General features: G+C 70.1%; 17 protein-coding genes, 1 pseudogene and 1 riboswitch. Of the genes and pseudogenes, 16 read left to right on the plus strand and 2 right to left on the minus strand.

The features are described from left to right. Window positions 1–129 precede the first annotated feature (129 nt). From AB0N06_RS11215 to AB0N06_RS11235, 5 genes are all read left to right on the plus strand, one after another. Entirely contained in the window at window positions 130–489 is a 360-nt protein-coding gene (locus tag AB0N06_RS11215; RefSeq protein ID WP_358860116.1) for a YraN family protein, read from the plus strand. Continuing rightward, window positions 489–2,114, plus strand: coding sequence for an ATP-binding protein (locus AB0N06_RS11220; protein WP_366134413.1), 1,626 nt, complete (start codon window positions 489–491; stop codon window positions 2,112–2,114). The genes AB0N06_RS11215 and AB0N06_RS11220 overlap by 1 nt, the downstream gene beginning before the upstream one ends. A gap of 83 nt (window positions 2,115–2,197) precedes the next feature. Beyond that, window positions 2,198–3,352, plus strand: coding sequence for a DNA-processing protein DprA (gene dprA / locus AB0N06_RS11225; RefSeq protein ID WP_366134414.1), 1,155 nt, complete (start codon window positions 2,198–2,200; stop codon window positions 3,350–3,352). A gap of 241 nt (window positions 3,353–3,593) precedes the next feature. Further along, window positions 3,594–4,430, plus strand: a complete 837-nt coding sequence (gene whiG / locus AB0N06_RS11230; RefSeq protein WP_358860119.1) for an RNA polymerase sigma factor WhiG — start codon at window positions 3,594–3,596, stop codon at window positions 4,428–4,430. 94 nt (window positions 4,431–4,524) lie between these two features. After that, window positions 4,525–5,082: a helix-turn-helix domain-containing protein gene (locus AB0N06_RS11235; RefSeq protein WP_366134448.1), complete on the plus strand. Its 558-nt coding sequence runs from the start codon at window positions 4,525–4,527 to the stop codon at window positions 5,080–5,082. A 68-nt stretch (window positions 5,083–5,150) separates the two neighbouring features. Here AB0N06_RS11235 and AB0N06_RS11240 read toward each other — a convergent pair. Further along, window positions 5,151–5,591: pseudogene (locus AB0N06_RS11240) on the minus strand (M23 family metallopeptidase); the annotation flags it as partial. Window positions 5,592–5,998: 407 nt separating this feature from the next. Between AB0N06_RS11240 and rpsB the strand changes: the two are divergent. From rpsB to AB0N06_RS11295, 11 genes are all read left to right on the plus strand, one after another. Then, the gene (gene rpsB, locus AB0N06_RS11245) at window positions 5,999–6,880 is read left to right on the plus strand and encodes a 30S ribosomal protein S2 (protein WP_366134415.1); all 882 of its coding nucleotides are present in this window, start codon (window positions 5,999–6,001) and stop codon (window positions 6,878–6,880) included. Between the two features lie 101 nt (window positions 6,881–6,981). Further along, window positions 6,982–7,818 (plus strand): translation elongation factor Ts, encoded by an 837-nt coding sequence (tsf, locus tag AB0N06_RS11250; RefSeq protein ID WP_366134416.1) that lies wholly within the window; start codon window positions 6,982–6,984, stop codon window positions 7,816–7,818. Window positions 7,819–7,977: 159 nt separating this feature from the next. Further along, window positions 7,978–8,754, plus strand: a complete 777-nt coding sequence (gene pyrH / locus AB0N06_RS11255; RefSeq protein ID WP_266981013.1) for a UMP kinase — start codon at window positions 7,978–7,980, stop codon at window positions 8,752–8,754. Between the two features lie 182 nt (window positions 8,755–8,936). After that, entirely contained in the window at window positions 8,937–9,494 is a 558-nt protein-coding gene (gene frr / locus AB0N06_RS11260; protein WP_093899080.1) for a ribosome recycling factor, read from the plus strand. Continuing rightward, window positions 9,494–10,579 carry a phosphatidate cytidylyltransferase gene (locus tag AB0N06_RS11265; protein ID WP_366134417.1) on the plus strand — a complete coding sequence of 362 codons (1,086 nt, stop codon included), beginning with the start codon at window positions 9,494–9,496 and terminating at the stop codon, window positions 10,577–10,579. Before frr ends, AB0N06_RS11265 begins: the two co-directional genes overlap by 1 nt. A gap of 330 nt (window positions 10,580–10,909) precedes the next feature. Beyond that, the gene (gene rlmN, locus AB0N06_RS11270) at window positions 10,910–12,016 is read left to right on the plus strand and encodes a 23S rRNA (adenine(2503)-C(2))-methyltransferase RlmN (RefSeq protein WP_366134418.1); all 1,107 of its coding nucleotides are present in this window, start codon (window positions 10,910–10,912) and stop codon (window positions 12,014–12,016) included. 41 nt (window positions 12,017–12,057) lie between these two features. Then, window positions 12,058–12,174, plus strand: a riboswitch (TPP riboswitch). A gap of 73 nt (window positions 12,175–12,247) precedes the next feature. Continuing rightward, on the plus strand, window positions 12,248–13,369 hold the full coding sequence (locus AB0N06_RS11275; RefSeq protein ID WP_366134419.1) for a thiamine ABC transporter substrate-binding protein: 1,122 nt from the start codon (window positions 12,248–12,250) through the stop codon (window positions 13,367–13,369). A 116-nt stretch (window positions 13,370–13,485) separates the two neighbouring features. Further along, complete coding sequence (locus tag AB0N06_RS11280; protein ID WP_366134449.1) at window positions 13,486–15,135, plus strand: iron ABC transporter permease; 1,650 nt, start codon at window positions 13,486–13,488, stop codon at window positions 15,133–15,135. Between the two features lie 22 nt (window positions 15,136–15,157). Then, on the plus strand, window positions 15,158–16,183 hold the full coding sequence (locus AB0N06_RS11285) for an ABC transporter ATP-binding protein (protein ID WP_366134420.1): 1,026 nt from the start codon (window positions 15,158–15,160) through the stop codon (window positions 16,181–16,183). A 35-nt stretch (window positions 16,184–16,218) separates the two neighbouring features. Beyond that, on the plus strand, window positions 16,219–16,569 hold the full coding sequence (locus AB0N06_RS11290) for a metalloregulator ArsR/SmtB family transcription factor (protein ID WP_366134450.1): 351 nt from the start codon (window positions 16,219–16,221) through the stop codon (window positions 16,567–16,569). After that, window positions 16,562–17,014, plus strand: a complete 453-nt coding sequence (locus tag AB0N06_RS11295; RefSeq protein WP_366134421.1) for an SRPBCC domain-containing protein — start codon at window positions 16,562–16,564, stop codon at window positions 17,012–17,014. Before AB0N06_RS11290 ends, AB0N06_RS11295 begins: the two co-directional genes overlap by 8 nt. A 17-nt stretch (window positions 17,015–17,031) precedes the next feature. On the opposite strand, the gene AB0N06_RS11300 is transcribed toward AB0N06_RS11295, so the two are convergent. Then, window positions 17,032–18,150 (minus strand): Rossmann fold nucleotide-binding protein, encoded by a 1,119-nt coding sequence (locus AB0N06_RS11300; protein ID WP_366134422.1) that lies wholly within the window; start codon window positions 18,148–18,150, stop codon window positions 17,032–17,034. Window positions 18,151–18,171: the final 21 nt, after the last annotated feature.

The following is an 18,171-nucleotide window of genomic DNA, read 5'->3' on the forward strand; positions in this document are numbered from 1 at the left end:
CGGTCTGAGCCGCTCCGGCGGTCGCCGGTCCGTCCGGGTGACGGAGTTGTCCACAACCGCTGAGTTGTCCACCAAGATCCACCAGCGGGGCTCGGACACGTCAGAGTCGGTGCCGGAGGTGGTGCCGACATGAACGCACGGGGGGCACTCGGGCGGTACGGCGAGGATCTGGCGGCGCGGCTGCTGACCGACGCCGGCATGGCCGTACTGGAACGGAACTGGCGCTGTCGCGCCGGTGAGATCGACATCGTCGCGATGGACGGGGACGCGCTGGTCGTCTGCGAGGTCAAGACCCGCAGGGCGGGGGCGTTCGAGCATCCGATGGCGGCCGTCGGCCCGGTCAAGGCGGACCGGCTGCGGCGGCTCGCCGAGATCTGGCTCGACCGGAACGGCGGTCCGCCGCCGGGCGGGGTGCGGATCGATCTGATCGGCGTGGTGCTGCCCAGACGGGGCGCGCCGGTCGCCGAGCATGCGCGCGGGGTGGCCTGATGGGGTTCGCGCGGGCGTGCTCGGTGGCGCTGGTCGGCGTCGAAGGCGTGGTGGTGGAGGTCCAGGCGGACCTCGAGCCGGGGGTGGCGGCGTTCACCCTGGTCGGTCTGCCGGACAAGAGCCTGGTGGAGAGCCGGGACCGGGTCAGGGCCGCCGTGGTCAACTCCGGGGCCGAGTGGCCGCAGAAGAAACTCACGGTCGGGCTCTCCCCGGCGTCCGTGCCCAAAGGAGGCAGCGGCTTCGATCTCGCTGTCGCGTGTGCCGTACTCGGCGCGGCCGAGCGGATCGATCCCTCGGCCATCTCCGATGTGGTGATGATCGGGGAGCTCGGCCTCGACGGCCGGGTGCGGCCGGTCCGCGGTGTGCTGCCTGCCGTGCTCGCCGCGGCGGAGGCGGGATACCGGAAGGTCGTCGTGCCCGAACAGACCGCGGGAGAGGCGGCGCTGGTGCCCGGGGTCTCGGTCCTCGGGGTGCGGAGCCTGCGGCAGTTGATCGCCGTGCTCAGCGACGAGCCAGTGCCCGACGAGCGGGAGAGTGACGAGGAAGGACGCCCCTCCACCATGCTGGCGGGGCTGATGGTGCCGGGCGCGGGCATCGGCACCGGACTGGCACGGGTCTCCGCACAGGGTGAGGGACATCGCCCGGACCTGTCGGACGTCGCCGGCCAGGAGACGCCGCGTCTGGCCCTCGCGGTCGCGGCGGCGGGCGGGCACCATCTGCTGCTCTCCGGACCCCCGGGCGCGGGCAAGACCATGCTGGCCGAGCGGCTGTCCGCGATTCTGCCGACGCTGACCCGGCAGGAATCCCTGGAGGTGACCGCGGTGCACTCGGTGGCGGGCATGCTGCCGCCGGGCGAACCGCTGGTCACCCGGGCGCCCTACTGCGCACCGCACCACTCGGCGACCATGCAGTCCCTGGTCGGCGGGGGGAACGGATTGCCGAGGCCCGGGGCGGTCTCGCTGGCCCACAGAGGTGTGCTGTTCCTGGACGAGGCGCCGGAGTTCTCTGTCCGGGCGCTCGACGCGCTGCGCCAGCCGTTGGAGTCAGGCCATGTGGTGGTGGCGCGCAGCGCCGGGGTGGTGCGGCTGCCCGCCAGATTTCTGATGGTGCTGGCAGCCAATCCCTGCCCCTGCGGGCGCCACACTCTCATCGGCGCCGGTTGCGAATGCCCGCCCGCTTCGGTCCGCCGCTATCAGGCGAGACTCTCCGGGCCGCTGCTCGACCGGGTGGATCTGCGGGTGGTCGTCGCACCGGTCACGCGCGAGGACCTGATGGGCCAAGGAGGCCAGGGTGAATCCACGGCCGTCGTCGCGGCGCGGGTACGGGAAGCCAGGGCCCGGGCGGCAGGACGACTTGCGGGCACGGGATGGACCACCAACAGCGAGGTACCCGGCCATGAGCTGCGAACCCGGCTGCTCGCGGCGCCGGGGGCGCTCATGGAGGCCGAACGGGACATGGAGCGGGGACTGCTCACCGCGCGGGGACTCGACCGGGTGCTGCGGGTGGCGTGGACCGTCGCCGACCTGCGCGGCGCGGATCGCCCGGAGGCGTCCGATATCGCGGTGGCCCTGGAACTGCGGACCGGGATCGCCCGGGGAGCGTTGACCCGGAGCGGGGCGTCATGATGCCGGAGTCGGTGGGAGACCGCGAATCAGGGCGCGGGCAGGAGAGGGCGGGCGGTCGGCAACCGGTACGTGCGCCGGGGACGGTGGGGGAGCGCGAGCGGCTGGCACGGGCTGCGCTGACCCGCGTGCTGGAGCCGGGGGACGAGCACGGTGGCCGCTGGCTGCGCCAAGTCGGCGCTGTCGAACTGATGCGGAGGCTCACGTCCCGGGACGGGACCGCGGAAGAGCTGAGCGGCATGACGCCGAAGCAGCTTGCCGGATACCGGTTGCGGGTCGAGTCCGCCGAACCCGAGCGGGACCTGGCAGCGGTCGCCGCGGTGGGCGGCCGCCTGGTCTGTCCCGGTGACCGGGAGTGGCCCAGCCAGCTCGACGACCTGGGTGACTCCAGGCCGACCGCGCTCTGGGTGCGGGGCCGGCCCGATCTGCGGCTCTGGGCGCTGCGTTCCGTCGCCGTGGTCGGCGCCCGCGCCTGCACTCCGTACGGGGCGCATATGGCGGCGAGCCTCGCTTCCGGGCTCGCGGAGCTGGGGTGGGTGGTCGTGTCGGGCGCCGCGTTCGGGGTGGACGGGGCGGCACACCGCGGCGCACTCGCGGCCGGCGGGGTGACCATGGCTGTCCTGGCCTGCGGTGTCGACGTCGCCTATCCCCGAGGCCACGCCGAGCTGATCGGACGCGTGGCGGAACAGGGTCTGGTCATCGGCGAGCTGCCGCCGTCCGATCATCCGACACGCAGCAGATTTGTCCTTCGGAACAGGGTGATTGCCGCGTTGACGCGGGGAACGGTCGTGGTGGAGGCGCAATACCGCAGCGGCTCACTGGTCACGGCGCGCAGGGCTCAGCAGCTCGGCCGCTTCACCATAGGGGTTCCGGGACCTGCCACCAGCGGACTGTCGGCCGGTGTCCATGAACTACTCCGGGGCGAAGGCGTCCTGGTCACGGACGCCTCGGAGGTGGTCGAACTGGTGGGGGACATCGGTGATCTCGCTCCCGTCCGACGCGGCCCTCTGCTTCCCAGGGACCTGCTGGACGCCGTCTGCGCCCGGATCCTCGACGCCCTCCCCTCCCGCGGTTCCGTCAACGCGAGGGATGTTGCCCGCACCGCGGGGACCGGCGCCGACGAAGCGCTCGGCAAGTTGTACGAACTCCACTCACTGGGGTTCGTCGAACGTGATGGCGATGGATGGCGGTTGACGCGGCGGTCGGCAAGCGATGGGGACGCGCGGCGAGGCGGTCCTTGACCTGGAGCATTCGGGTGAAAAGGTGATGCTGATGACCTCGGCGGATCCTTCAGCGACCCCTCCGGGACCGCTGCACAGGCGACGGGCCCGGAGCGTAGTCGTGTCCGTTCCCCCGGAAGTACCCGGCACCGATGCTCTATCCTGCGCGGACCGCGACGCTTCAGTCACGCTACGCTCACAAGGAATCCGGCTCAGACACAAGTCCCCCAGCACTTCACAGCAGAACGGCTCAAGGCACCACATGCCCCAGCACACCTCCGGGTCTGACCGCGCAGCAGTGCCACCCGCTGCGCGTGGCACTGTGCGCCCCCCTGCCCCCTCCTCGCTCGAGGAGTTGTGGCGTTCGTACAAGTCCACGGGCGACGGCCGGCTGCGGGAGCAGCTGATCCTTCACTACTCGCCGCTGGTGAAGTACGTCGCGGGCCGGGTGAGCGTGGGACTGCCGTCCAATGTCGAGCAGGCGGACTTCGTCTCCTCGGGAGTCTTCGGACTGATCGACGCGATCGAGAAGTTCGACATCGAACGGGCCATCAAGTTCGAGACGTACGCGATCACGCGCATCCGCGGCGCGATGATCGACGAGCTCCGGGCGCTCGACTGGATCCCGCGCTCCGTACGGCAGAAGGCCCGGGCCGTGGAGCGGGCCTACGCGACACTGGAGGCGCAGCTGCGGCGTACCCCGTCCGAGGCGGAGGTCGCGGCGGAGATGGGCATCGCGCTGGAAGAACTGCATGCGGTTTTCAGCCAGTTGTCGCTGGCGAACGTGGTCGCGCTGGAGGAGCTGCTGCATGTCGGCGGCGAGGGCGGCGACCGGCTGAGCCTGATGGACACCCTTGAGGACACCGCCGCCGACAATCCGGTGGAGGTCGCCGAGGACCGTGAGCTCCGCCGGCTGCTCGCCCGGGCGATCAACACGCTCCCGGACCGCGAGAAGACCGTCGTCACCCTCTACTACTACGAGGGGCTCACCCTTGCCGAGATCGGCAACGTGCTCGGGGTGACCGAGAGCCGGGTCAGCCAGATCCACACCAAATCGGTGCTGCAGCTCCGCGCGAAACTGGCCGACGCGGGACGTTGAGCAGGCGTCCGGCCGGGCGATGTTGGCTGCCCGCGCCCCTCTCGAACACCTGCCGCCGTAGAGTGGATCCGTGCCCAGGATTCGAGCGGCCTCCGTGGCCGAGCACCGGACCATGCAGCGCGGCGCCCTCCTGGACGCTGCCCGCTCCCTGCTGTCCGAGGGCGGTACGGAGGCGTTGACCTTCCCCGCTCTCGCCGAGCGCACGGGCCTTGCGCGGTCCTCCGTCTACGAGTACTTCCGTTCCCGCGCGGCCGTCGTCGAGGAGCTGTGCGCCGTCGACTTCCCTGTCTGGGCGGCCGAGGTCGAGAACGCGATGGAGCGGGCGCAGACGCCCGAGGAAAAGATCGAGGCGTATGTACGCCGCCAGCTCGATCTGGTCGGGGACCGGCGGCACCGCGCTGTCGTCGCCATCTCGGCGAGCGAGCTGGACGCGGGCGCACGGGAGAAGATCCGGGCAGCGCACGGCGGGCTGATCGCCATGATCGTCGAGGCGCTCGGTGACCTCGGCCATGAACAGCCGAGGCTGGCGGCGATGCTGCTGCAGGGCTCGGTGGACGCCGCCGTGCGCCGTATTGAACTGGGCGTGGCGGAGGCGCCCGAGGTGGTCGCTGACACGGCCGTCGCCATGATCCTGCGGGGCGTACGGGGCTGACGCCCGTACCCGGCCGCCGCGACGAGGAGCACGGCAGGGGCTGCGTACCCGACGGCGCCCGGCGCCCGCGGCTCCGGTACGCCGAAGACCGGCAGCAGCCGCGAAGGACCCCGCCGCAGCAGCGCCGGAGGCAGCAGCGACAGCGGATCCAGATACGCGTCACCACGCCGCAGCCCCCAGTGGAGACACCCGGACTCGCAGTGGAACGGCCCGGCCTCCATGACCGCGACTGTCTGGCCTGCGTGGACCTCGTCACCTTCCGAGACCAGTGCCCGCACCGGCTCGTACGTCGTGCGCAGCGGCGGATCACCGGTCCCCGCCACCTCGATCGCCAGCACCCCCCGTCCCGCGACGCGCCCTGCGAACGAGACCCGGCCGTCGGCCGCGGCTCGCACCCGGGCACCCGGCGCGGCGGCGAGGTCGACGCCACGGTGCCCCCGCCCGTAGGTGCCGGCCGGCGGCTCCCATCCCCGTACGACCGCGGGCCGCCCCGCGAGCGGCCACGCGCGCCCGCCGTCCGGCGTGGGGTCATCCGCGGCGGCGACGCCCGCGCCGCACAGCATCGTGAGCACGGCCATGAACGCTGCCATGAGGGCCGCCCGGGCGCGGCGAGCCGTCGGTTCTGGTGTGTATCTCATGACCCGAACCGTTCCGCACCCGGCGGATCCGTGGGGATCATGGACCGGATCTGTGGACTACTCGCCGGTTGTGGACAGCGCCGTCACCCGGCACTCGACGGGTCCCGTACACTTCTTGTGGCGATCCGGGTCACCGGGTCGACTTCGCACGCCCCGCCACCTCCCTCTCTGCGGACGGTGGCCGCGCTCCTCGGTCCCTTGTGGCACGGCGCGTCGGGGCGTCAGGCGCGACCGCAATCCTGCGGTTGCGACAACCGAGTACCTCAAGGAGTACGGCCATGGCCGTCGTCACGATGCGGGAGCTGCTGGAGAGCGGCGTCCACTTCGGTCACCAGACCCGTCGCTGGAACCCGAAGATGAAGCGCTTCATCTTCACCGAGCGCAACGGCATCTACATCATTGACCTGCTCCAGTCGCTGTCGTACATCGACCGCGCCTACGAGTTCGTCAAGGAGACCGTCGCGCACGGCGGCTCCATCATGTTCGTGGGTACGAAGAAGCAGGCCCAGGAGGCCATCGCCGAGCAGGCGACGCGCGTCGGTATGCCGTACGTCAACCAGCGTTGGCTCGGTGGCATGCTCACCAACTTCTCCACCGTCTACAAGCGCCTTCAGCGTCTGAAGGAGCTCGAGCAGATCGACTTCGAGGACGTGGCCGCCTCCGGCCTCACCAAGAAGGAGCTCCTGGTCCTCTCCCGCGAGAAGGCCAAGCTGGAGAAGACCCTCGGTGGTATCCGCGAGATGCAGAAGGTGCCCAGCGCCGTCTGGATCGTCGACACCAAGAAGGAGCACATCGCCGTCGGTGAGGCGCGCAAGCTCCACATCCCGGTCGTCGCGATCCTCGACACCAACTGCGACCCCGACGAGGTCGACTACAAGATCCCGGGCAACGACGACGCGATCCGCTCCGTCACCCTGCTCACCCGCGTGATCGCCGACGCCGTCGCCGAGGGCCTCATCGCCCGTTCCGGCGCCGCGACCGGCGACTCGAAGCCGGGTGACAAGGCTGCCGGTGAGCCGCTCGCCGAGTGGGAGCGCGACCTGCTCGAGGGCGACAAGAAGGCAGACGCCGAGGTGCAGACGTCCGCCGAGACCGAGAAGGTCGAGGCTCCGGCCGAGGCTCCGGCCGAGGCTCCGGCCGCGGACGCCGAGCAGGCCTGACAACTCCGTCACGGCTGAATGACGGCGGGGGCCGGTGCCACAGGCATCGCCCCCGCCGTTCACCCGTAGATCTTTCAGACTTCGAGAGAGAACACAGACTCATGGCGAACTACACCGCCGCTGACGTCAAGAAGCTCCGCGAGCTCACCGGCGCCGGCATGATGGACTGCAAGAAGGCGCTCGACGAGGCCGACGGCAACGTCGACAAGGCCGTCGAGGCGCTCCGTATCAAGGGTCAGAAGGGTGTCGCCAAGCGCGAGGGCCGCTCTGCCGAGAACGGTGCCGTCGTCTCCCTCATCTCCGAGGACAAGACCTCCGGCGTCCTGCTCGAGCTGAAGTGCGAGACGGACTTCGTCGCCAAGGGCGAGAAGTTCCTGGCCGTCGCCGACGCTCTCGCCGCCCACGTCGCCGCGACCTCGCCGGCCGACCTGGCCACGCTGCTCGCCTCCGAGATCGAGGCCGGCAAGACTGTTCAGGCCTACGTCGACGAGGCCAACGCCAACCTCGGCGAGAAGATCGTTCTGGACCGCTTCGCGCAGTTCACCGGCGGATACGTGGCTGCGTACATGCACCGCACCATGCCCGACCTCCCGCCGCAGGTCGGCGTCCTGGTCGAGCTCGACAAGGAGAACGCCGAGGTCGCCAAGGATGTCGCGCAGCACATCGCCGCCTTCGCCCCCAAGTACCTCAACCGCGACGAGGTCCCGGCCGAGACGGTCGAGAACGAGCGTCGTGTCGCCGAGGCCACCTCTCGCGAGGAGGGTAAGCCCGAGGCCGCCCTTCCGAAGATCGTCGAGGGCCGGGTCAACGGCTTCTTCAAGGACGTCGTCGTCCTGGAGCAGGCCTTCGCCAAGGACAACAAGAAGTCCGTCCAGAAGGTCCTGGACGAGGCCGGTGTCACCCTGAAGCGCTTCTCGCGCATCAAGGTCGGCATCTGAGTCCGTCCGCGAAAAACGGTGGACCCCGATAGGGTCCAGTGCAGTCGTCGGCCGCACACCCGCCGTACGACCGCAGATCTGACGAGGAGGCCATTGCCGCTGAGGGACACCAGACCCACCGGCAATGGCCTTCTTCGTATGTGCACGAGGAGAATCTCCATGAACAAGGGCGCGGACGCCGCCAAAGGTGACCACAAGCGCGAGGACGGCAAGGTGGCCGGACGCTTCATGCTGAAGCTGTCCGGGGAGGCATTCGCCGGCGGCGGGGGTCTCGGCGTCGACCCCGATGTCGTACACGCCATCGCCCGGGAAATCGCGGCTGTCGTCCGCGGCGGCGCGGAAATCGCGGTTGTCATCGGCGGCGGCAACTTCTTCCGTGGCGCCGAGCTCCAGCAGCGCGGCATGGACCGGGCCCGGTCCGACTACATGGGCATGCTCGGCACCGTCATGAACTGCCTGGCGCTCCAGGACTTCCTGGAGAAGGAGGGCATCGACTCCCGCGTCCAGACCGCCATCACCATGGGGCAGGTCGCGGAACCGTACATCCCGCTGCGCGCCGTGCGCCACCTGGAGAAGGGACGCGTCGTCATCTTCGGCGCCGGTATGGGCATGCCGTACTTCTCCACCGACACCACCGCCGCCCAGCGCGCCCTGGAGATCGACGCCGAGGGCCTGCTCATGGGCAAGAACGGGGTGGACGGGGTCTACGACTCCGACCCGAAGACCAACCCGGACGCGGTGAAGTTCGACGCGCTGGAATACAGCGAGGTGCTCGCCCGCGATCTCAAGATTGCCGACGCCACCGCCATCACGCTCTGCCGTGACAACCAGCTGCCGATCCTCGTCTTCGAGCTGACCGCGGCCGGAAATATCGCCCGCGCCGTCAAGGGTGAGAAGATCGGCACGCTCGTGAGCGACCAGGGCACCCGGGCCTGACAACCGGGGGGCCGCCCGGGGGAATCCCCCGACGGCCCCGGGGCCGGCCGGGGATTGCCCCAGGGACGGTCCCGAAGGATGGACAACGGCCTGCCGGTCGGACACCGTGCAGGTGAGGACGCGACGCAGGACCCGCCGGGCCCGAGCACGCCGGGCCCACTCAAGACACGCAGGAGCACGTGGTGATCGAAGAAACCCTCCTCGAGGCCGAGGAGAAGATGGAGAAGGCCGTCGTGGTCGCGAAGGAGGACTTCGCCGCGATCCGCACCGGCCGTGCGCACCCGGCGATGTTCAACAAGATCGTTGCCGACTACTACGGCGCGCTGACCCCGATCAACCAGCTGGCCTCTTTCTCGGTTCCCGAGCCGCGCATGGCCGTCGTGACGCCGTTCGACAAGAGCGCGCTGCGCAACATCGAGCAGGCCATCCGCGACTCCGACCTCGGCGTCAACCCGAGCAACGACGGCAACATCATCCGAGTGACCTTCCCCGACCTCACGGAGGAGCGTCGTCGCGACTACATCAAGGTCGCGAAGACGAAGGCCGAGGACTCCAAGATCTCGATCCGGGCCGTCCGCCGCAAGGCGAAGGAGACCCTGGACAAGCTGGTCAAGGACAAGGAGTCCGGCGAGGACGAGGTGCGCCGCGCCGAGAAGGAGCTCGACGACACCACTGCGAAGTACGTCGCGCAGGTCGACGAGCTGCTCAAGCACAAGGAAGCCGAGCTGCTCGAAGTCTGATGAACGACTCTTCCTGGGGCGCCCCGCAGGGAGCCGGCTACGGGGGTACGCCCGAGATGAGGGCTGCCCCGGCAGGTCCTGCATACGATGTGCATGACGCCCAGCAGACTCGGCCCATGCCCATCGTGCCGGACGTTCCCGATGCAGGTAGAGACGCTGACGACCGTGACGACCGGTACGGGGGAGCCGCCGGCCGGCGCGGCGGTCCTCCGTACCGTGACGAGAAGCAGCAGGAGCCCATGTCCACCGCGCCGCCGCCGCCCCAGAAGAAACGTGCGGGTCGTGACCTGCGAGCCGCCATAGGGGTCGGTGTGGGGCTCGGGGCCGTCATCGTCGCCTCGCTGTTCATCGTGAAGGCCGTCTTCATCGGCGTGATAGCCATCGCCGTCGTCGTCGGCCTCTGGGAGCTCACCTCCCGGCTGCAGGAGCGCAAGGGCATCAAGGCACCGCTCGTACCGCTCGCGATCGGCGGCGCGGCGATGGTCGTGGCCGGCTATGTGCGCGGAGCCGAGGGCGCCTGGGTCGCCATGGCCCTGACCGCTCTGGCGGTGCTCGTCTGGCGGATGACCGAGCCGCCCGACGGGTACCTCAAGGATGTCACGGCCGGTGTTTTCGCCGCGTTCTACGTACCCTTCCTGGCCACCTTCGTCGCGATGCTGCTGAGCGCCGACGACGGGGCGCAGCGGGTCCTCACCTTCCTCCTGCTGACGGTGGTCAGCGACACGGGCGCGTACGCCGTCGGCTGGCGCTTCGGCAAGCACAAGCTCGCGCCGCGGATCAGCCCCGGAAAGACCCGCGAGGGACTGTTCGGGGCCGTCGCCTTCGCGATGGTCGCCGGTGCGTTGTGCATGCAGTTCCTGATCGACGACGGCACCTGGTGGCAGGGGCTGCTGCTCGGCCTGGCCGTCGCTGCCAGCGCCACCCTGGGTGACCTGGGCGAGTCCATGATCAAGCGGGATCTCGGGATCAAGGACATGGGCACGCTGCTCCCCGGTCACGGCGGGATCATGGACCGACTGGACTCGCTGCTGCCGACCGCTCCGGTGGTCTGGCTCCTGCTGGTGCTTTTCGTCGGCTCCAGCTGAAAGGCCGGGGCCACCCCCAGCCTGACCTGCGTTTTTATCAGTGAGGGTCCGTTGTCCACAGGACGGCGGGCCCTCACTCATCTGTCTGAGCGATGGTCCCGCTCTCGCCAGGCGCCGGCCTTCACGAGGGCAGTGGGCTGCTGTGCGCACCACGTGCGTGTCGTGCGATCGGTCACGGTCCGCCGGCGCGGCCGGGCCGTCTGTGGGCCGTCGGTGGCCGCCGATGGCGACAGGCAAGGAGCGCCGTCGACCGGGCGCGGTCGTACCCTGTCCCGCCTGAGCCGGCGACGACCGTGGGCACCACGGCGTGTCTGCGACACTGGATGAACCATGCCTAAGCCCGGAGAACTCACTTTCGTCGCGCCCCGCGGAGCCAAGAAGCCGCCGCGGCACCTCGCCGACCTCACGCCCGCCGAGCGCAAGGAAGCCGTCGCCGCGATCGGCGAGAAGCCGTTCCGCGCGCAGCAGCTGTCGCAGCACTACTTCGCGCGGTACACGCACGACCCGGCCGAGTGGACCAACATCCCGGCCGGTTCACGGGACAAGCTCGCCGAGGCGATGTTCCCCGACCTGATGTCCGTGGTCCGGCACATCAGCTGCGACGACGACACCACCCGTAAGACGCTGTGGAAGCTGCACGACGGGACGCTGGTCGAGTCCGTCCTGATGCGCTACCCGGAGCGGGTGACGATGTGCATCTCGTCGCAGGCCGGATGCGGGATGAACTGCCCGTTCTGCGCGACGGGGCAGGCCGGTCTGGACCGCAATCTGTCGACCGCCGAGATCGTCCACCAGATCGTGGACGGCATGCGTGCGCTGCGTGATGGGGAGGTTCCGGGCGGACCTGCGCGGCTCTCCAACATCGTCTTCATGGGCATGGGTGAGCCGCTCGCCAACTACAAGAGGGTGGTCGGCGCGATTCGCCGGCTGACCGACCCGGAGCCGGACGGTCTCGGTCTTTCGCAGCGCGGCATCACCGTCTCCACCGTGGGCCTGGTGCCGGCCATGCTGCGCTTCGCCGACGAGGGCTTCAAGTGCCGTCTCGCCGTCTCGCTGCACGCGCCGGACGACGAGTTGCGGGACACGCTCGTGCCGGTGAACACGCGCTGGAAGGTACGCGAGGTGCTGGACGCGGCGTGGGAGTACGCGGAGAAGTCCGGCCGCCGGATCTCCATCGAGTACGCGCTGATCCGCGACATCAACGACCAGGCCTGGCGCGGTGACCTGCTCGGCCGGCTCCTCAAGGGCAAGCGCGTTCATGTCAACCTGATCCCGCTCAACCCGACACCGGGCTCGAAGTGGACCGCTTCCCGGCCCGAGGACGAGAAGGCGTTCGTCGACGCGATCGCCTCCCACGGAGTGCCCGTGACCGTGCGGGACACCCGCGGCCAGGAGATCGACGGGGCCTGCGGACAGCTGGCGGCATCCGAGCGCTGAGGCCGAAGGGGCCCGTGTAACCTGGGCCCGAAATCAACTTCATATTCCGACAGGGGAGCGCCACAGCGCTGAGAGTGCGGCACCGAGGACAGGTTGGCCGCAGACCCTCTGAACCTCGCCCGGGTCATTCCGGGTAGGAAGTTCGGTCATCAACTCATGCTGTTGCGCCCTGCCCGCTTCTCCAGGGGCAGGGCCGCGTCTCTTCCTGGTCAAACCCAGGAGGAATTCATAATGAGCACCACCCGCACCACGCGTGGGACCAAGCAGCTCGCGGCGACGGCCCTCGCCGCCGCGCTCGGCGTCACGACACTTGCCGGCTGCGGCAGTTCCGACGACTCGGCATCAGGAGCCGGTGACACGAAGGGCTCCGGCTCCAAGACCGTGACGCTTGTCAGTCACGACTCGTTCAACGCCTCCAAGGACGTGCTGAAGGCGTTCACGAAGGAGACCGGCTACACGGTCAAGGTGCTGAAGAGCGGTGACGCAGGCACTGCGCTCAACCAGGAGATCCTGACCAAGGGTTCCCCGCGCGGCGATGTGTTCTTCGGCGTCGACAACACGCTGCTCTCCCGCGCCCTCGACAACGGACTGTTCACCCCGTACGAGGCGAAGGGCATCGACCGGGTCGCGGCCGATGCCCAACTGGACGCGGCCAAGCACCGGGTCACTCCGATCGACACCGGCGACATCTGCATCAACTACGACAAGAAGTACTTCGCCGACAAGAAGCTCGCGCCGCCGAAGACCTTCGACGACTTGGCGAAGCCCGCGTACAAGAACCTTCTCGTCACCGAGAACGCCGCAACCTCGTCGCCCGGTCTCGGCTTCCTTCTCGGTACCGTCGCCACCTACGGCGAGAGCGGATACCAGGACTACTGGAAGAAGCTGAAGAGCAATGGCGTGAAGGTGGTCGACGGCTGGGAGCAGGCGTACAACGAGGAGTTCTCCGGGTCCGCGGGCGGCAAGAAGGCCAATGCGGACCGGCCGCTCGTCGTCTCGTACGCCTCCAGTCCGCCGGTCGAGGTGCTCTACGCGAAGCCGCGGCCGAGCGAGGCTCCGACCGGGGTCGCGACCGGGACGTGCTTCCGTCAGATCGAGTTCGCCGGTCTGCTGAACGGCGCGAAGAACGAGGCGGGCGGCAAGGCGCTGCTGGACTTCCTGATCGGCAAGAAGTTCCAGGAGGACATGCCGCTCAACATGTTCGTGAGCCCGGTCACCAAGGACGCGAAGCTGCCGGAGCTCTTCACGGAGTTCGGCGCCACGGTCGACAGGCCCACCACCGTGGCCCCGGCCGCCATCGCCAAGAACCGTGAGCAGTGGGTCCAGTCGTGGTCCTCGCTCGTAGTGAAGTAGCGAAGAGTCCCGTACGCGGTCCGGGCGCGGGCGGGAAGGGTGCGCGCGCCCGGTCCAGGCTCGCGGATCCCCGTCGCGCGGGGGCGTGGCGGGGGAGTGCGGTGCGGCTCGGTCTGATGGCCGTGCCCGCCACGTTCTTCGCGCTGTTCTTCGCCTACCCCGTCGTCGCGATCGTCGGCCGCGGGCTGAAGGCCGACGGCGCCTGGCAGTTCGGCCGGATCGGCGAGGTGCTGACCCGGCCGGACATCCTCGACGTCCTCTGGTTCACCACCTGGCAGGCCCTCGCGTCGACCGCGCTGACCCTGTTGGTCGCGCTGCCCGGCGCGTATGTCTTCGCCCGCTTCGCCTTCCCCGGCAAGCAGGTGCTGCGGGCGGTCGTCACCGTGCCGTTCGTCCTGCCGACCGTCGTCGTGGGGACGGCCTTCCTGGCGCTGCTGGGGCGCGGCGGTTTCCTCGACGAACTGGCGGGCGTGCGTCTCGACACCACGGTGTGGGCGATCCTGATCGCCCATGTCTTCTTCAACTACGCGGTCGTCGTGCGGACCGTCGGCGGACTGTGGTCGCAGCTCGACCCGCGGCAGGAGGAGGCCGCCCGGGTGCTGGGCGCCGGGCGGTTCGCGGCGTGGCGGCGGGTCACTCTGCCGGCCCTCGCGCCCGCGGTGGCCGCCGCCGGGCTGATGGTCTTCCTCTTCACGTTCACCTCCTTCGGGGTTGTGCAGATCCTCGGCGGTCCGGGCTACTCCACGCTGGAGGTCGAGGTCTACCGGCAGACCGCCCAGCTCCTCGACCTTCCGACGGCCGCCGTGCTGACACTGGTTCAGTTCGCCGCGGTCGGCGTGATCCTGGCCGTGCACGCGTGGGCCGTGCGGCGCGGGGAAATGGCGCTGAAGCTGGTCGATCCGGCGCAGACCTCCCGCAGGCCGCGCGGCACCGGGCAGTGGGCGCTGCTCGGCGGGGTCCTGCTGACGGTCCTGGTGCTGATCCTGCTGCCGCTCGGTGTGCTCGTGGAACGTTCGCTGGACACCCCCGGCGGCTTCGGCTTCGGCTACTACCGCGCCCTGCAGTCCGCGGAGGCGAGCGGCAGCACGTTCCTGGTCGCACCCCTCGAAGCGATCGGGAACTCACTGCAGTACGCGCTGGTCGCGACTGTGATCGCGCTGATCGTCGGCGGGCTCGCGGCGGCCGCGCTGACGCTCCGCCGGCCTCGAACAGACTCGGCCGGGGGGACCCCCTTGGCCGGGCGGCTGGTCCGGGGTTTCGACGCGCTGCTGATGCTGCCTCTCGGGGTGTCCGCCGTCACCGTCGGCTTCGGTTTTCTGATCACGCTGGACAGGCCCCCGCTGGACCTGCGGACATCGTGGATCCTGGTGCCCCTCGCCCAGGCGCTGGTCGGCGTTCCCTTTGTCGTACGGACGATGCTGCCGGTCCTGCGGGCGGTGGACGGGCGGCTCCGGGAGGCGGCGGCGGTGCTCGGGGCGTCGCCGCTGCGGGCCTGGCGCGAGGTCGATCTGCCGCTGGTGCGAAGAGCGGTGCTGGTCGCGGCGGGCTTCGCGTTCGCCGTGTCGCTCGGCGAGTTCGGGGCGACGGTGTTCATCGCGCGGCCCGACAACCCGACCCTGCCGGTGGCCGTGGCGCGGCTGCTGGGACGGTCCGGGGAGCTCAACTACGGGCAGGCGATGGCGCTCAGCACGATTCTGATGCTGGTGTGCGCGGTGTCGCTGCTCCTGCTCGAACGTATCCGCCCGGACCGGTCCGGGGAGTTCTGACGATGCTCGGGGTGTTCTGGACGTGCTGACACTGGAATCCGCCACAGTCCTCTTCGGGAAGCGGGCGGCGCTCGAAGCGGTGGATCTGAAGGTCGCGAACCACGAGATCGTCTGTGTCCTGGGGCCCAGCGGCAGCGGTAAGTCGACCCTGCTGCGCGTGGTTGCCGGACTGCACCCGCCGGACGGCGGCCGGGTGCTCCTCGACGGCGTCGACCAGGCCGGCGTGCCGGTCCACCGGCGCGGTCTCGGCCTGATGTTCCAGGATCATCAGCTCTTTCCGCACCGGGACGTCGGCGCCAACGTCGCCTTCGGGCTGCGCATGCACGGCGTCACACGCGGCGACCAGGACCGCAGGGTCGCCGAACTTCTCGAACTGGTGGGCCTGCCCGGCGCCGAACGGCGGGCCGTCGCCGCACTGTCCGGCGGAGAACAGCAGCGCGTCGCCCTCGCGCGGGCGCTCGCCCCGCGGCCGAAGCTGCTGATGCTGGACGAGCCGCTCGGCCAGTTGGACCGCAGTCTGCGCGAACGCCTCGTCGTCGAACTGCGCACCCTGTTCGCCCGGTTGGGGACGACGGTGCTCGCCGTCACCCACGACCAGGGCGAGGCCTTCGCCCTCGCCGACCGGGTCATCGTGATGCGCGACGGGCGGATCGCCCAGGCGGGCACCCCGTTGGAGGTCTGGCAGCGCCCCGCCTCGGCGTTCGTCGCCCGGTTCCTCGGCTTCGACAACGTGGTGGACGCGACGGTGACCGGCGCCGCGGCCGCTACGGCGTGGGGGAAGGTGCCGGTGCCGGACGGCTCACCGCAGGGCCCGTGCGCTCTGCTGGTGCGTCCGGCCGGCGTACGGCTCGGATCCCCGGAGTCCGGGCTGCGCTGCACAGTCGGCGCGCGCACCTTCCGGGGCAACCACGTCGCCGTGACCCTTCACCCGGAGAGCGGACCGCTCCTGGAGGCGGAGTGCCCGCTGTGGGACACCCCTCAGGAGGGCGCGTCGGTGGGCGTGACCTTCGACGCGTCGGAGACAGTGGTACTGCCCGCGGCGTCCTGAGGGCTGTCCCGTAGGCACAGCGCGCCCCGGCATGGCTGAAGCGGACCGGCTCAGCACCGTCCTGGACCGACCCGACGCGTCGCACGATCCTCGCGCGGCTCGCCGCGGGCGAGGCCACGGTCACCGAACGTGCCGAGCCGTTCGACATGAGCCTGCCCGCGGTTTCCCGGCATCTGAAGGTGCTGGAGCGCGCCGGGCTGATCACGCGCGGCTGGTCGACGCAGTGGCGGCCGTGCAGGCTGGAGGCGGCGCCGCTGGCGGACGTCACGCAGTGGCTGGACCATGACAGGGCGTTCTGGGAGAGCCGTTTCGACCGCCTCGGGGAACACCTCGAGCAGCCTCAGAAGATCTGGAACGATTCCGGAAAGGACAGGGACCATGACTGATTCGGTACGCGAGGGCATCGACATCACCCGTATTTTCGACGCCCCGCGGGAACGCGTCTTCGACGCCTGGACGACCCCCGAGCACTTCGCCGCCTGGTACGGCGGGGACGCCGAGGTGCCGCTCGACCGGGTGTCGATGGACGTCCGGCCGGGCGGCACGTGGAGCCTGGTCATCGTGGTGCCGGGCACCGAGATGCCGTTCCACGGTGTCTACCGGGAGGTGGTCGCACCCGAGCGGCTCGTTTTCACGCTGAAGGACGCGACCGCGCCCGACGACATCGAGGGCGAGATCGTCACCGTCACGTTCACCGATCGCGGCGACAAGACCACCGAGATGGTCTTCCAGCAGCGCGGCGGCAACCTCACGGCCGAGCAGTACGCTGCGGCGGAGGACGGCTGGGAGGCGTTCTTCGACGCGCTGGCCAACCGGCTCGCAACGATCTGAACCGCCCGGCCGGACGGTCAGCGGGACAGCCGGGCGAGTGCCTCGGGGGCCTCGTCCACCGTGTCGACCAGGGCGATACGGGACTCCATCGGCCGGCCCGCGGCCAGCGTCCGCAGCAGTGGCCAGGCGGGCACTTCCTCCGTCCAGTGGGCGCGGCCGACCAGCACCATCGGGGTCGGTGTGCCGCGTGAGCCGTAATAGTTCGGCGTCGCGTTGTCGAAGACCTCCTGCACGGTTCCGGCGGCGCCCGGCAGGAAGACGACGCCCGCCGTGGAGCGGGCGAGCAGCTCGTCCTCGCGCAGCGCGTTGGTGAAGTACTTGGCGATGTGGTCCGCGAACGGGTTCGGCGGCTCATGACCGTAGAACCAGGTGGGGATCGAGACCGAGCTGCCGCCGTCGGGCCAGCATTCCCGCACGGCGAAGGCGGCCAGCGCCCAGTCGGTGACCGACGGGGTGAACGACGGGGCGGCGGCAAGGAGTTCGCATGCCTTGTCCAGCATCGGATCGGGATGCGGCGCCGCGTAGGCACCGAGGTTCGCCGCCTCCATCGCGCCCGGACCGCCGCCGGTGGCCACCGTCAGCCCGCCGCGCGCCAGGGTCCGGCCCAGCCGGGCCGCGGCCGCGTACGCCGCGCTGCCGCGCGCGGTCGCGTGGCCGCCCATCACCCCGACCACCCGCGCCCTGGTGAGGATTTCGTCCAACGCGTCGGAGACCGCGTCGTCATGGAGCGCGCGCAGCATCGAGGCGAAGGCGTCGCCGTTCGCGCGGGTCCGCTGGAACCAGCGGTACGCGCGGGCGTCGGGCGTCGCCTCGTAACCTCCCTCCGCCAGCCCTTCGTAGAGCGCGTCGGGGGAGTAGAGCCGGCCGCGGTACGGATCGAAGGGGAGCCCCGGCACGGGCGGGAAGACGAACGCCCCGTCGGCCCGCACCTTCGCCGCCGCGTCCGGCTCCATCCGGCAGCCGAGGAAGACCGCGCCGGACGTGTCCGCGGCGAACAGCGCGGCGCTGCGGTCCGTCAGATCGACGGACTGGACGCGATGTCCGGCCAGTGACCCGCCGGCGATCACCGCGTCGAATTCGGCGAGCGACTCGATCTCGATGCCGGCTGCGGGAATGCTGTCGTCCGGGTTCTCCACGCTGTCATGCTACGTACCGAC

It is taken from the genome of Streptomyces sp. NPDC051020, assembly GCF_040683105.1.
GTDB lineage: Bacteria > Actinomycetota > Actinomycetes > Streptomycetales > Streptomycetaceae > Streptomyces.